This window comes from Pseudomonas sp. SORT22, from assembly GCF_018417635.1.
Taxonomy (GTDB): Bacteria; Pseudomonadota; Gammaproteobacteria; order Pseudomonadales; family Pseudomonadaceae; genus Aquipseudomonas.
Map to the genome: position 1 here is coordinate 3073463 of NZ_CP071007.1, position 14292 is coordinate 3087754.

Consider the following 14292-nt stretch of genomic DNA (forward strand, 5'->3'; position numbering starts at 1 on the left):
TTTTACTCTCCAACAACCACAAAAATCATAATTTCGCCTTTCTTCGCGCTCTCCCAGAATGCGACCTACACCCTCCCACGGCCACCCGCGTGGGACAACTCAGTAGGGCGCAGACATGACAACCAATAAAACCAAGATCGATACGCTCGTAGTGGGCGCCGGGCAAGCCGGCGTGGCCATGAGTGAACACCTGAGCCGCCTGGGCGTGCCGCACCTGGTGCTGGAGCGCAACCGTATCGCCGAAGCCTGGCGCACCGGTCGCTGGGATTCGCTGGTGGCCAATGGGCCGGCCTGGCACGACCGCTTCCCGGGCCTGGAGTTCGACGGCCTCGACCCGGACGCCTTCGCTGGTAAAGACCAGGTGGCCGATTACTTCGAAGCCTACGCGCGCAAATTCAACGCACCGATCCGCACTGGCGTCGAAGTTACCCAGGTGCTGCGCAACAGCGATCGTCCGGGGTTCACCGTGCACACCAGCGATGGCGTGATCGAGGCCCAGCAGGTGGTGGTTGCCACCGGCCCGTTCCAGCGCCCGGTGATCCCGCCGATTGCGCCGAAGCAGTCGAACGTATTGCAGATGCACTCGGCCGCCTACCGCAACCCGCAGCAGTTGCCTGAAGGCGCGGTGCTGGTGGTTGGCGCCGGCTCATCGGGGGTGCAGATCGCCGATGAACTGCAGCGTGCCGGCAAGCAGGTGTACCTCTCGGTCGGCGCCCACGACCGGCCGCCACGGGCCTACCGCAACCGTGACTTCTGCTGGTGGCTGGGGGTGCTCGGCGAGTGGGATGCCGAGACCATGCAGCCGGGCAAGGAGCACGTGACTATCGCCGTCAGCGGTGCCCGCGGCGGCCACACCGTGGATTTTCGCCGCCTGGCCCAACAAGGCATGACCCTGGTCGGCCTGACCAAGGGCTTTGATAACGGCGTGGTCAGCTTTGAAGCCAACCTGGCCGAAAACATCGCCCGCGGCGACGAGAACTACCTGGCGCTGCTCGATGCCGCCGACGCCTACATTGCCCGCAATGGCCTGGACCTGCCGCAAGAGCCGCAAGCGCGGGAAATTCTCCCTGATCCGCAATGCCTGACCCAACCGTTGCTGGAACTCGACCTGGCCAAGGCCGGGGTCGGCACCATCATCTGGGCCACCGGCTATTCGGTGGACTACAGCTGGCTGCAGGTCGACGCCTTCAAGGACAACGGCAAGCCCCGGCACCAGCGCGGCGTGTCCAGCGAGCCGGGGGTGTACTTCGTCGGCCTGCCTTGGCTGTCGCGGCGCGGCTCGGCGTTTATCTGGGGGGTGTGGCACGACGCCAAGCACATCGCCGATCACATCGCCAAACAGCGCACCTACCTCAATTACCGCGACGCTTCGCAGCGCCAGGCCGAACAGCAAGCGTCCAGCCAACCAGCCAGCCTCATGGGAGCCCGTTGATGCCTACTCATACCCGTATTCGCATGTTCAACACCAAAGACACCTACCCCAACCAGACCCTGGACAACGACCTGTGCCAGGCCGTGCGTGCCGGCAACACCGTGTATGTGCGCGGCCAGGTGGGTACCGACTTCAATGGCCAGCTGGTCGGCCTGGGTGACCCGCGGGCGCAAGCCGAGCAGGCCATGCGCAACGTCAAGCAACTGCTGGAGGAGGCCGGCAGCGACCTCAGCCATATCGTCAAGACCACCACCTACCTGATCGACCCGCGCTATCGCGAGCCGGTGTATCAGGAAGTCGGTAAATGGCTCAAGGGCGTGTTCCCGATCTCCACCGGCCTGGTGGTCAGCGCCCTCGGCCAGCCGCAGTGGCTGATGGAAATCGACGTGATCGCGGTCATCCCCGAATAAGGAGCGTGCCATGACCTTCTCCATCGTTGGCCGCTGCGCCGAAACCGGCCAGCTGGGCATTGCCATCAGCTCTTCAAGCATCGCCGTTGGTGCTCGCTGCCCGTGGCTGCGCACAGGCGTCGGTGCGGTGTCGAGCCAGAACATCACCTTGCCGGCCCTCGGCCCGCAGATCCTCGATGGCCTGGACGAAGGCCTGGCGCCGCACCAGGCCCTGGACCGCGCCTTGACCCGAAACGGCTACAGCCAGTACCGCCAGGTGGCAGTGGTCGATGCCCAGGGCCGCACCGCGGTGTTCAGCGGCAATCATGCGCTGGGCATCAACCATGCCGTGGCCGGCGAACAATGCGTGGCCGCCGGCAACCTGCTGGCCAACAGCGCGGTGATCGAGCGCATGGTCGAGGCCTTCGAGCGCAGCGAAGGCTGCCTGGCCGCGCGTTTGCTGACCGCCCTTGAGGCCGGCCAGGACGCCGGCGGCGAAGCCGGGGCGGTGCATTCGGCGGCGCTGTCGGTGGTCGGCGAGCTGGTCTGGCCGATCGTTGACCTGCGCGTCGACTGGGCTGAGGACAACCCCATCGGCGAATTGGGCAAGCTCTGGAACGCCTATGAGCCGCAGTTGCAGGACTACCTGACCCGCGCCCTCAACCCGACCCTGGCGCCAAGCTACGGAGTGCCGGGCGATGAGTGAGCTGCGCAGCCGTGCATTGTTGGCCAGCCTGATCGGCTTTGCCACGGTCAGCCGCGATTCGAACCTGGCCTTGATCGAGTTCGTCCGCGACTACCTGCACGGCCTGGGTGTGAGCTGCGAGCTGATCTACAACACGCAGCGGACCAAGGCCAACCTGCTGGCCAGCATTGGCCCGGCAGTGGCGGGCGGTGTGGTGCTGTCGGGCCATACCGATGTGGTGCCGGTGGACGGCCAGGCGTGGACCGTCGAGCCATTCAGCCTCACCGAGCGCGACGGCAAGCTGTACGGCCGCGGCGCCGCCGACATGAAAGGCTACCTGGCTTCGGTACTGGCGGCAGTACCGCTGTTTCTTAAAAGCCCGCTGCGCCGGCCGGTGCACCTGGCGTTCTCGTATGACGAGGAAGTCGGCTGCCTGGGCGTACGCAGCCTGCTCGAGGTGCTGCCCCAGCGCATCGCGCAACCGGCCTTGTGCCTGATTGGCGAGCCGACCCAGCTCAAACCGGTGCTTGGCCACAAGGGCAAGCTGGCCATGCGTTGCCATGTACACGGCGCGCCGTGCCATTCGGCCTATGCGCCGTATGGCGTCAACGCCATCGAACAGGCGGCGCGGCTGATCGCTCGCCTGGGCGAGATCGGCCAGCGCCTGGCCGCGCCGCAGCATCACGATCAACGCTTTGACCCGGCGTTTTCCACCGTGCAGGTCGGGGTGATCCAGGGCGGTACGGCGCTGAACATCGTCCCGGCCGATTGCCGCTTCGACTTTGAAGTGCGTGCCTTGCCGGCGTTCGAACCGCAGGCGGTGGTGGACGAGCTGCACACCTACGCGCAGCACACCCTGCTGCCGGCCATGCAGGCGATCAAGGCTGATACGGCGATCCGCTTCGAAGCACTCTCGGCCTACCCGGGCCTGGCCACTGCACCTGAGAGCGGCGCAGCACAACTGGTGGCGCAGCTGTGTGGCAGCGATGCCTTCAGCACCGTGGCCTTTGGCACCGAAGGCGGCCTGTTCGATGAGGCCGGAATCCCGGCGGTGGTGTGCGGGCCGGGCAGCATGGAGCAGGGTCACAAGCCGGATGAATTTGTCAGCGTCGAGCAGATGGCGGCCTGTGACCGCCTGATGGATCGCCTGGCCGAATACCTCTCCAACAACGGATAACAACAAGGAGTCTGCAGTGAACGATTTCAACCAGTGGACCAGCCTGGCGCAACAGCAGCGCCTGATCGACAGCGCATTTATTCAAGGCGAGGCCTGTCAGGCCGAAAGCGGCGCACGATTCGCGGTGATCAACCCGGCCACCGGCACATTGCTGGCCCAGGTCGCCGCTTGCGGCCAGGCCGAGGTTGACCGGGCCGTGCGCAGCGCCCGCCAGGCCTTCGAACAAGGCCCCTGGGCAAAGATGGCGCCCGGCGAGCGCAAGGCCGTGCTGTTGCGCCTGGCGCAGTTGATGCTCGAGCACCGCGCCGAACTGGCCTTGCTCGACTCGCTGAGCATGGGCAAGCCGGTGATGGATGCCTGGAACATCGACGTGCCGGGCGCGGCCCATGTGTTCGCCTGGTACGGCGAAAGCCTCGACAAGCTCTACGACCAGGTGGCGCCGACCGCCAGCAATGCCCTGGCGACCATCACCCGCGTGCCGCTGGGGGTGATCGGGGCGGTGGTGCCGTGGAATTTCCCGCTGGACATGGCCGCCTGGAAACTCGCCCCGGCGTTAGCCGCCGGTAACAGCGTGGTGCTCAAGCCCGCCGAGCAGTCGCCGTTCTCGGCGCTGCGCCTGGCAGAGCTTGCGATTGAAGCGGGCCTGCCCAAGGGCGTGCTCAACGTGGTGCCGGGGCTGGGCGAGGAGGCCGGTCGCGCCCTGGGCCTGCACATGGACGTCGATACCCTGGTGTTTACCGGCTCCACCGAAGTCGGCAAGTACTTCATGCAATACGCCGCGCAGTCGAACCTCAAGCAGGTGTGGCTGGAATGCGGCGGCAAGAGCCCGAACCTGGTGTTCGCCGATTGCCAGGACCTGGACCTGGCGGCCGAGAAAGCCGCGTTCGGCATCTTCTTCAACCAGGGCGAAGTCTGCTCGGCCAACTCGCGCCTGCTGCTGCAACGTTCGATCGCCGACGCGTTCATCGAGCGGCTGATCGTCAAGGCGCGCCAGTGGCTGCCGGGCAACCCGCTGAACCCGGCAAGCCGCGCCGGGGCCATTGTCGACAGCCGCCAGGCGCAGCGGATCATGCACTACATCGAGCAGGCCCAGGCTGAAGGCGCGCAACTGGTGTGTGGTGGTCGACAGCTGAGTTTCGACAGTTCGAGCAACTTCATCGAGCCGACGATTTTTACCGGCGTCACCGCCGACATGACCCTGGCCCGCGAAGAAGTGTTCGGCCCGGTGCTGGCGGTCAGCGTGTTCGATGACGAAGACCAGGCGGTGGCCATGGCCAACGATCACATCTATGGCCTGGCGGCGTCGCTGTGGACCGACGACCTCAACCGCGCCCACCGCGTCGCCCGGCGGCTGAATGCCGGCACGGTGTCGGTCAATACCGTCGATGCCCTGGACGTCTGCGTGCCCTTTGGCGGCGGCAAGCAGTCGGGCTTTGGCCGCGACCTGTCGCTGCATTCGTTCGACAAGTACACGCAGTTGAAAACGACCTGGATTCAGCTGCGCGGCTGATGGCCTGTGGGAGCGGGCTTGACCCGCGATGAGGCCAGCACAGGCAACACCTAATAACAACAATTCGGAGCACCCGATGAACAGCAATGCAAGCGTGCAAACCGGCGCCCTGGCGCCGCCTGCAAGTCGCAAGAAACTCGGCCTTACCGCGCTGCTGGCGGTGGCCATCGGCCTGGTGGTGTCCCAGGGCGTCATGGTGCTGATGCTGCAAGGCGTCGGCATCGCCGGCCTGGGCTTTATCGTGCCGCTGGGCCTGGCTTACCTGCTGGCCCTGAGTTACGCCTGTTCGTTCTCGGAACTGGCGCTGATGATCCCCCGCGCCGGCAGCCTGAGCAGCTACACCGAAGTCGCCATCGGCCAGTTCCCGGCGATCCTCGCGACCTTTTCCGGCTATGTCGTGGTGGCGATGTTCGCGCTGTCGGCCGAGCTGTTGCTGATGGAGTTCATCATCGACAAGGTCTACCCACACTCGATGCCACCGCTTACCGTGGCCCTGGGTGTACTGGCGCTGTTCACTGTGCTCAACCTGTTCAACATCGACATCTTCGCCCGCCTGCAAACCGTGCTGGCGATGGTGATGACCGTGGTGCTGCTGGTGATGGGCCTGAGCGCGATGAACAGCGACATCGTCGCGCCCAACCCGGCGCTGTTCGACAGCGCCCACTGGAACCCGTTGGGCCTGGGGGTGATCGCCCTGACCGCGATGGCGGTGTGGGGCTTTGTCGGCGCCGAGTTCGTCTGCCCGCTGGTAGAAGAAACCCGCCGCCCGGAGCGCAACATCCCGGGCTCGATGATGCTCGGCCTGACCATCATCTTCGTGATCATCTGCCTGTACGGCCTGGGCGCCTTGCTCACCGTGCCGCAGGCGGAGCTGGCCAGCAACGGCCTGCCGCATTACCTGTTCGCCACCACGGTGTTCGGGGAGGCCGGCAAAGTGTTTTTGGTTACCGCCGCGATCACCGCCACCTGCAGCACCCTCAACAGTTCGCTGGCGGCGATCCCGCGCATGCTTTATGGCATGGCCCGCAACGGCCAGGCCTTCGGCGTGTTCAAGCGCCAGGGCAAGCGCACCGGCGCGCCCTGGGTGGCGGTGCTGTTCATTGCCGCGGTCACCGGCCTGCCATTGCTGCTGATGCACGACCATGCCGATGCCATCAATCAGCTGCTGTTGTCGGCCGCCCTGGCCTGGCTGCTGGCCTACATCATCACCCACGTCAACGTCATTGCCCTGCGCCGGCGCTACCCGCAGGTGGCGCGGCCGTTCCGCACGCCGTTCTACCCGCTGCCGCAGCTGTTTGGCATCGCCGGCATGCTGTTTGCGATCTGGAACGTCTCGCCCAGCCCGGACATGACCTTTTCGATTTTTGCCTACGCAGGCCTGGTGCTGTTGATCGTCTCGATCATCGCCGTGCTGTGGATCAAGGGCGTGATGGGCAAGCCACTGTTCAAGCCCGAGCCGCTGGCAAGCGTGCTGGGCACTCAAACCGATAAAGACCCGCAAGGAGATTCGCAATGACCGCTCACGTCAAACCTGCCCGTAGCACCGGCGATTACCAGGCAGCGGATGCCGCGCACCACATTCATGCCTTTCTCGACCAGAAGGCGCTGAACGCTGAAGGCCCGCGGGTGATCGTCCGTGGCGAAGGCCTGGCATTGTGGGACAACGATGGCAAGCGCTACCTGGACGGCATGTCGGGGCTGTGGTGCACCAACCTCGGCTATGGCCGCAAGGACCTGGCCGCAGCCGCCAGCCAGCAGCTGGAGCAACTGCCGTACTACAACATGTTCTTCCACACCACCCACCCGGCGGTGGTCGAGCTCTCGGAGCTGCTGTTCAGCCTGCTGCCGGCGCACTACAGCCACGCGATCTACACCAACTCCGGCTCTGAAGCCAACGAGGTGCTGATCCGTACCGTGCGCCGCTACTGGCAGATCCTCGGCAAGGCGCAGAAGAAGATCATGATCGGCCGCTGGAACGGCTACCACGGCTCGACCCTGGGCGCCACGGCGCTGGGCGGGATGAAGTTCATGCACGACATGGGCGGGGTGATCCCCGATGTTGCGCACATTGACGAGCCGTACTGGTTTGCCCACGAGGGCGACCTGACCCCGGCCGAATTCGGCCTGCGCGCGGCGCGCCAACTGGAAGAGAAGATCCTCGAACTTGGCGCCGACAACGTCGCCGCGTTTGTTGCCGAACCCTTCCAGGGCGCCGGCGGCATGATCTTCCCGCCAGAAAGCTACTGGCCAGAAATCCAGCGCATCTGCCGGCAGTACGACGTGCTGCTGTGCGCCGATGAAGTCATCGGCGGCTTTGGCCGCACCGGCGAGTGGTTCGCCCACCAGCATTTTGGTTTCGAGCCCGACACCCTGTCGATCGCCAAGGGCCTGACCAGCGGCTACATCCCCATGGGCGGCCTGATTCTGTCCAAACGCATGGCCGAGGTGCTGGTGGAGCAGGGCGGGGTATTCGCCCACGGCCTGACCTATTCCGGTCACCCGGTGGCGGCAGCGGTAGCAATTGCCAACCTCAAGGCGCTGCGCGACGAAGGCATCGTCAGCCGCGTCAAGCACGAGACCGGCCCCTACCTGCAGCGTTGCCTGCGCGAAGTGTTCGGCAACCACCCGCTGATTGGCGAGGTGCAGGGCGCAGGCCTGGTTGCGGCCTTGCAGTTCGCCGAAGACAAGGCCAGCCGCAAGCGCTTTGCCAACGAAAACGACATGGCCTGGCGTTGCCGCACCCTCGGCTTTGAAGAGGGCCTGATCATTCGCTCGACCCTGGGCCGGATGATCATGGCCCCGGCCCTGGTGGCCAGCCACGCCGACATCGATGAACTGGTCGACAAGACCCGTACCGCTGTAGACCGTACCGCCCGCGAATTCGGTCGCCTGTAAACCCAAAAGTGGCCGGCGCGCGCGGGCGTGCCGGCCTATTAGAGGAACCGCTTCATGTCCAGATCCTTGCGTTGCTGTGTTCCCTTTGCCCTGGTTGTGCTGTGCAGCGCGGTGTCGGCTGCGCCGCAGAACCTCACCGTCATCTCCTTTGGCGGCGCCACCAAGCAGGCCCAGGACAAGGCCTACTTCCAACCTTTCAACGCCAGCGGCGCAGGACGCGTGGTTGCCGGCGAGTACAACGGTGAGCTGTCGAAAATCAAGGCCATGGTCGATGTCGGCCATACCAGCTGGGACGTGGTCGAGGTCGAGAGCCCGGAGCTGTTGCGCGGCTGTGACGAAGGCCTGTTCGAGCGTCTCGATCCGGCGCGCTTCGGCGACCCGGCGCAGTTCGTCCCGGGTACCCTGAGCGAATGCGGGGTGGCCACCTACGTCTGGTCGATGGTCATGGCCTACGACAACGGCAAGCTGGCCAAGGCGCCGAGTTCCTGGGCCGACTTCTGGAACGTTGCCGACTTCCCCGGCAAGCGCGGCTTGCGCAAGGGTGCCAAGTACACCCTGGAGATCGCCTTGCTCGCCGACGGGGTCAAGCCCGAGCAGCTGTATGAAGTGCTCGGTACGCCGCAAGGGGTGAGCCGCGCCTTTGCCAAACTGGACCAGATCAAGGGCAATATCCAGTGGTGGGAAGCCGGCGCGCAACCGGCGCAGTGGCTGATTGCCGGTGACGTGGTCATGAGCGCGGCCTACAACGGCCGGATCGCCTCGGCACAGAAGGAGGGCATGAAGCTCAGTATCGTCTGGCCGCAAAGCCTGTACGACCCGGAATACTGGGCGGTGGTCAAGGGCACGCCGAACAAGGCCCTGGCCGAGGACTTCATTGCCTTTGCCAGCCAGCCACAAACCCAGAAGGTGTTTTCCGAGGAGATTCCCTACGGGCCGGTGCACCGCGAGGCGCTGAAGCTGCTGCCGGCGAATGTCCAGCAACAGTTGCCGACCGCCGAGGCCAACCTGGCCGGGGCGCGGGCGGTGGATGCCGGGTTCTGGGTGGACCATGGCGAGGAGCTGGAGCAGCGCTTCAACGCCTGGGCGGCGCGCTGAATTCATCGCGGGTCAAGCCCGCTCCCACAGGTATTGCATCGCCCCTGTGGGAGCGGCGGTGCGGCGACCCGACTTGACCCGCGATGCTGTAGAACCCTAAGCCAGCCAGGCAGCAAACTGCTCCTTGCAGTAATCGACAAACAACTGCGCAGGCTTGGTCAGCTGCGCACGCTTGAGCCAGCCGGCCACCAGCGCGGAGCCTGTGACATCTTCGGCAATCTCCACACAGACCACTTCCTGGCCATCATAGGTGCTGTGGCCATGGGGCTTGGTCACCAGCAGGGCAAAGCCAAAGCCCTGGCCGACCATGCCGCGGACCATCTCGATCGACGGCGAGCTGAAGACGATGTTCGGGCTCAGCTGCAGTTCTTCGAAAATACTCACGAAGTAAGTGCGGCTGGGCTGCACGTCGAGGAGGATCATCGGCTCCAGCGCCAGGTCCCTGATCGAGACCTGCTTCTGCCCGGCAAAGCGATGGCCCGCCGGCACTAGCGCATAGGGGCGCTGGGGCGCGGTCAGGGCTTCGGTTTCAATGGTGCTGTCCAGGTCATGTTCGTAGAAGATCGCCAGGTCGAAGCGCCCGCCGGTCAGGCCTTGCACCAATTCCTGCTGCTCGCCGTCCTGCAGGCGGATCTCCACCCCCGGAAAACGCTGGCGAAAGCCTGCGATCAAGCGCGGCAGGTAGAGCGGGGCGACGGTCTCGAAGCAGCCGATGTCGATCTGGCCACAGACCACGTCGTTGTCGGCCAGGGCGTTCTGCTCGAACTCGCGGGCCATACGCAGCAGTTCCTGGGCCTTGCGGTAGAAGCGTGCGCCACCCGGGGTCAGCGACACGCCCTGGGCGTGATGGCGGATGAACAGCTGCACGCCGAAGCTGTCTTCCAGGCCCTTGACCGCCGTGGAAATCGACGGCTGGGCGATGTACAGCTTGCGCGACGCCTCGGCGACGCTGCCGCATTCAACGGTGGTGACGAAATACTTCAGTTGACGCAAGGTATAGGACGCCACAGTGCACCTCTGGCTGATTATTTTGCTACACGATACCCCCAGGACGGCCCGGTGCTGCAGCGGATTTTGCTGGCCATTGAGGATATTTACCCGGGCCTGCCGTTGATCGCCTGGGTGGCACTGCGGACCCGCGCACAGCCTCGAACCTGTACGGCGCGCATTTCTTGCGCCGCTCTTGCGAGGTAACTGCCATGAGCCAGCCACGTCCCGACGATGAACCCCTGTGGAAAGATCCGCTGAACAACCCGCAACGCGAGCACGATCCGCTCAGCGACCCGAATGTCTCTGACCCGCAGCGGCGCGACCAGTCCGAGGACGTCGAGCGGGTGCCCGACGACCAGCCCCTGGACGATCGCCTGCCCGAACCCGACCAGCCGACTCCGCTGTCGGACGAACGCCGCTAATCGGCGCTCAGCTCGTGCACTTGCCAGCGCACCGAGCTGACGCCTTTCTCCAGGCTCACCCGGCTGACCAGGCGTTCCAGCTGGGTGGGCGCATCGGGGCTGCCCATCAGCTCGGCGCGTACTTCCAGCTTGGCCGGGTTGGCCAGGTCTTCACTGTGCAGCGACTGCAGGCGCAGGCCGCCGTTGCCGAAGCTGTGCAGCATCAGGCTGCGCACCTGGATTTCATCTTCGGCGCGGCAGGTGATGCGCACCTCGAAGCGCTGCTCGGCCTCGTTGGCCGGCAGCACGTCCTGATGATTCAGACGCTGGGCGATGTCGCGCAGCAGGATATTGGCGCAGAGCACCACGCAGCTGCCCAGCGCCGCCTCCAGCAACAGCCCCAGGCTGCACAGCACGCCAATGGCGGCGGTGCACCAGAGCGTCGCAGCGGTGTTCAGCCCGCGTACGTTGAGGCCGTCGCGCATGATCACACCACCGCCCAGAAAGCCGATGCCCGAGACCACATAGGCGGCAACCCGTGAAGCGTCGGTGGCGGCCATGCCCGGCACCGCCTGGGTCATCAGCACGAACAGGCAGGCGCCGGTGCTGACCAGGGCATTGGTGCGCAGGCCGGTCAGGCGCTGACGCAGTTGACGTTCGGCGCCAATCAGCGCCCCGAGTACCAGCGCGACGGTGACGCGCAGCAGAAATACTTTCCAATCCATAGCAAACCTCGAATCCACGGCAATACGCCGCGTTGTCATCGCCAGTGGGCGATGTACGTGAACAAAGAGAATGCGCAGGGCCACGGGCCTTCAACACCGGTGAAGGTGCAAGGTGTGCGGGAAGGAGAATGAGGATTTGTCATCCACAAGGGATGCGAATCGCCACTGACCGCCATGTTCGGCGTGCCAGTGACAGGGGGAACCTGCTGAACTAGCGCGCCGTGTGGACCTGTCGCAATCGACTAGGGCTACTGTCCAATGCAGGACTCCTGTGTAGGCATGCAAAAATGCGGGCGAGAAACTAACCCTCGGGCAGCGCAGGGTCAAGGGTAAAAACATGACAAATAGTGCATCGACAGCGGCTCGTTCCATATCAGCGGCTATTTCGAGGAAACCAAGCTGCCGCGCATCCACCCGGGCAGCAAGGTCGACATCGCCCTGATGAGCGGCGAACGCTTCCAGGGCACGGTGCAGAGCATTGCCTACGCCATCACCGACCGCGAAAACGCCCCTGGCAACCGCCTGCTGGCCAACATCAACCCCAGCTACACCTGGGTGAAGCTGGCCCAGCGGGTGCCGGTGCGCATCGACATCGACCCAGGCTTTGCCGGCAAAGCCGACCTGCGGGCCGGTACCACGGCGACGGTGACGGTGCGCGAATAGGGTCGAGGTGGTAGGCTTTGCGGCGTTTCTGCCCAGCCACGCGAAGCTCGACGCATGATCCTCAACCTCGCTGTATTTCTCTGCACCCTGACGGCCATGGAGGGCATCGGCTACCTGGCGCATCGCTACATCATGCACGGCTGGGGCTGGTTCCTGCATCGCTCGCACCATGAGCCGCACCTGGGGGCGCTGGAAACCAACGACGTCTATCTGCTGGCCCTGGCCCTGATCGCCTTGGCCCTGGTGGCCATCGGCCGCGCCGGGCATGCGCCGTTGCAGTGGGTGGGGGCGGGCGTGGCGGCGTTCGGGGTGATCTACGTGTTCGTCCATGACGGCATCGTCCACCGCCACTGGCCGTTTGCGCCACGGCCGCGCAACCGTTACCTCAAGCGCTTGTACCGCGCGCATATGCTCCACCATGCGCTGAAGGGGCGGGATAACAATGTCTCGTTCGGGTTCCTGTATGCACCGCCCATGCACAAGATCAAGCAGCAATTGCGCGCGCGGCGCCGGGGTTGACCCGCAGGTGCGCAATTTCATACAAGATTGTCCGGTGCCGCATGCGTAAGGTAGTAGTGTTCTGTACATGGAGAAGCGTATGAGCCTGCACATCGAAACCCCGTTGATCGCCTCGCGTCCGTTGAGCCTGGCCAGTGGCCTGGAGGTCTGGCTGAAGCTCGACGCGCTGCAGCCCTCCGGCTCGTTCAAGCTGCGCGGCATCGGCGCTGCCTGTGAAGCCTATGCCCAGCAGGGCAAGCGCCGCTTCGTGTCGTCCTCGGGCGGTAATGCCGGCATCGCCGTGGCCGTGGCCGGGCGCATTCTCGGCCTGGCGGTGACCGTGGTGGTGCCGGAAACCACCACCGAGCGGGCCAAGCAGCTGATTCGCCAGGAACAGGCCGAGGTGATCGTGCATGGCAAGGCCTGGCACGAGGCCAATGCCCTGGCGCTGTCGCTGATGGGCGAGGATGACGCCTATATCCACCCCTTCGACGACCCGCTGCTGTGGCAAGGCCACGCGAGCATGATCGACGAGGTCGCCGCTACCCGCTTCAAGCCCGATGCGGTAGTGGTCGCGGTCGGCGGCGGTGGTTTGTTGTCGGGGGTCTGTGAAGGCCTGGCGCGCAACGGCTGGGGCCAGGTGCCGGTGTTTGCCGTAGAAACCAGCGGCGCCGCATCGCTGGCCGCGGCCATGGCGCAAAAGCAGCGGGTGGCGCTGGACGGGGTCAACACCGTGGCCACTTCGCTGGCGGCCAAGCAAGTGTGCCAGCGCGCCTTCGAGTGGAGCCAGGAGCGGCCGGTGGTCAGCCATGTGGTCAGTGACCAGGCGGCGCTGGAGGCCTGCGAGCAGTTCCTGCTCGACCAGCGCATCCTGGTCGAGCCCGCCTGCGGTGCAGCCCTGGCCCTGGCGTACGCGCCCACGGCCGAGCTCAAGCAGCACCAGAAGGTGCTGGTGATCGTGTGTGGCGGCGTCACCGCAACCCTCGACCAGATCCGCCAATGGCGCGCGGCCTGCTAGTTGGATAGCGTCGTCCATCAGGCTCCCGGGCATCCAGGCGTACGCCTGATCGATGCCCGTTACCAGCAATTTGCCTTTCCCCGGCATTTTCACCTGGAGTACCACATCGGCCTGATCGTCACCGGCCAGCAGCGCTACGCCGCTGGCGGCACGCGCCAGTTGGCCGGGGCCGGGGACATCCTGCTGATGGCCCCGGAGCACGTGCACGACGGCGCCAGTGCCGATGACCAGGGCTACGGCATCCGTATCCTGACCCTTGATCCTGGCTGGCTGGCCGAGGTCAGCCGTGACCTGAGCGACGGCCGCCAGGGCCTGCCCAACCTCAATGCCTTGCAACTGCGCCACCCGCAGTTGCAGCAGCTGCTTAATGGTTTGCACCAGCCGCACGACCCGCTGGCGTTTGCAAGTCACCTGTGGGAAACCCTGGCGCTGCTGCTCGGGCTGGGTTCCACCCTCAAAGTGAACGAGCACAGCAACGGTTTTGATCCACAGCGTTGGCGGAAGTTGCGTGAATGGCTGGAGTCGCGCCTGGATCAGCCGCCGAGCCTGGAAGAAATGGCTGCATTCGTTGATTTGAGCCCGTGGCAGCTATTGCGCCGCTTTCGCAATCACTGCGGCTTGCCGCCCCAGCAATGGTTGACCCACCTGCGTCTGGAGCGGGCCTTGCCGCGGGTGCTGGCCGGGCAGCCCTTGAGTGAAATTGCCCTGGACCTGGGCTTCTACGACCAGGCCCATTTCAGCCGCCTGTTTCGCCGCACCTACGGCGCGCCACCGCGGGGCCTGAAGGTGCTTAAGCGCTAACCCGGGCGTATTC

The 14292-nt window shown here is 65.1% G+C and carries 14 protein-coding genes and 1 pseudogene; 13 read left to right on the forward strand and 2 right to left on the reverse strand.

Annotation, left to right across the window (positions count from 1 at the left end; all coding sequences use genetic code 11):
• The first annotated feature begins 115 nt into the window (after nucleotides 1-115).
• The 8 genes from JYG36_RS14150 (at nucleotide 116) to JYG36_RS14185 (ending at nucleotide 9183) form a co-directional block, all read left to right on the forward strand.
• Nucleotides 116-1432, forward strand: a complete 1317-nt coding sequence (locus JYG36_RS14150; protein WP_093382829.1) for a flavin-containing monooxygenase — start codon at nucleotides 116-118, stop codon at nucleotides 1430-1432.
• Nucleotides 1432-1842, forward strand: coding sequence for a RidA family protein (locus JYG36_RS14155; RefSeq protein WP_003201555.1), 411 nt, complete (start codon nucleotides 1432-1434; stop codon nucleotides 1840-1842). The genes JYG36_RS14150 and JYG36_RS14155 overlap by 1 nt, the downstream gene beginning before the upstream one ends.
• Before the next feature lie 10 nt (nucleotides 1843-1852).
• Nucleotides 1853-2527, forward strand: coding sequence for a DUF1028 domain-containing protein (locus JYG36_RS14160; protein ID WP_093382838.1), 675 nt, complete (start codon nucleotides 1853-1855; stop codon nucleotides 2525-2527).
• Nucleotides 2520-3683, forward strand: coding sequence for an acetylornithine deacetylase (gene argE, locus JYG36_RS14165; RefSeq protein ID WP_213601219.1), 1164 nt, complete (start codon nucleotides 2520-2522; stop codon nucleotides 3681-3683). Before JYG36_RS14160 ends, argE begins: the two co-directional genes overlap by 8 nt.
• 16 nt (nucleotides 3684-3699) lie before the next feature.
• Nucleotides 3700-5193: an aldehyde dehydrogenase gene (locus JYG36_RS14170; protein WP_213601221.1), complete on the forward strand. Its 1494-nt coding sequence runs from the start codon at nucleotides 3700-3702 to the stop codon at nucleotides 5191-5193.
• A gap of 76 nt (nucleotides 5194-5269) precedes the next feature.
• Complete coding sequence (locus JYG36_RS14175) at nucleotides 5270-6709, forward strand: APC family permease (RefSeq protein WP_213601223.1); 1440 nt, start codon at nucleotides 5270-5272, stop codon at nucleotides 6707-6709.
• Nucleotides 6706-8088 (forward strand): aspartate aminotransferase family protein, encoded by a 1383-nt coding sequence (locus tag JYG36_RS14180; RefSeq protein WP_093382857.1) that lies wholly within the window; start codon nucleotides 6706-6708, stop codon nucleotides 8086-8088. The genes JYG36_RS14175 and JYG36_RS14180 overlap by 4 nt, the downstream gene beginning before the upstream one ends.
• A 54-nt stretch (nucleotides 8089-8142) precedes the next feature.
• Nucleotides 8143-9183 carry a gamma-aminobutyric acid-binding protein gene (locus JYG36_RS14185; RefSeq protein ID WP_045200927.1) on the forward strand — a complete coding sequence of 347 codons (1041 nt, stop codon included), beginning with the start codon at nucleotides 8143-8145 and terminating at the stop codon, nucleotides 9181-9183.
• Nucleotides 9184-9279: 96 nt separating this feature from the next.
• On the opposite strand, the gene JYG36_RS14190 is transcribed toward JYG36_RS14185, so the two are convergent.
• A complete protein-coding gene (locus JYG36_RS14190; RefSeq protein ID WP_045200925.1) occupies nucleotides 9280-10191 on the reverse strand; it encodes a LysR substrate-binding domain-containing protein in 912 nt (303 codons plus the stop codon).
• Between the two features lie 191 nt (nucleotides 10192-10382).
• On the opposite strand from JYG36_RS14190, the gene JYG36_RS14195 reads away from it, so the two are divergent.
• On the forward strand, nucleotides 10383-10595 hold the full coding sequence (locus JYG36_RS14195) for a hypothetical protein (protein WP_213601225.1): 213 nt from the start codon (nucleotides 10383-10385) through the stop codon (nucleotides 10593-10595).
• On the opposite strand, the gene JYG36_RS14200 is transcribed toward JYG36_RS14195, so the two are convergent.
• The gene (locus JYG36_RS14200; protein ID WP_045200921.1) at nucleotides 10592-11299 is read right to left on the reverse strand and encodes an MgtC/SapB family protein; all 708 of its coding nucleotides are present in this window, start codon (nucleotides 11297-11299) and stop codon (nucleotides 10592-10594) included. The two genes, JYG36_RS14195 and JYG36_RS14200, sit on opposite strands and share 4 nt — an antisense overlap.
• A gap of 351 nt (nucleotides 11300-11650) precedes the next feature.
• On the opposite strand from JYG36_RS14200, the pseudogene JYG36_RS14205 reads away from it, so the two are divergent.
• The 4 genes and pseudogenes from JYG36_RS14205 to JYG36_RS14220 form a co-directional block, all read left to right on the forward strand.
• Nucleotides 11651-11962: pseudogene (locus JYG36_RS14205) on the forward strand (HlyD family secretion protein); the annotation flags it as partial.
• A 54-nt stretch (nucleotides 11963-12016) separates the two neighbouring features.
• On the forward strand, nucleotides 12017-12481 hold the full coding sequence (locus JYG36_RS14210; RefSeq protein ID WP_195884091.1) for a sterol desaturase family protein: 465 nt from the start codon (nucleotides 12017-12019) through the stop codon (nucleotides 12479-12481).
• 79 nt (nucleotides 12482-12560) lie between these two features.
• Nucleotides 12561-13478, forward strand: coding sequence for a pyridoxal-phosphate dependent enzyme (locus JYG36_RS14215; RefSeq protein WP_213601227.1), 918 nt, complete (start codon nucleotides 12561-12563; stop codon nucleotides 13476-13478).
• Nucleotides 13479-14279 carry an AraC family transcriptional regulator gene (locus JYG36_RS14220; protein ID WP_213601229.1) on the forward strand — a complete coding sequence of 267 codons (801 nt, stop codon included), beginning with the start codon at nucleotides 13479-13481 and terminating at the stop codon, nucleotides 14277-14279.
• Nucleotides 14280-14292 lie beyond the last annotated feature (13 nt).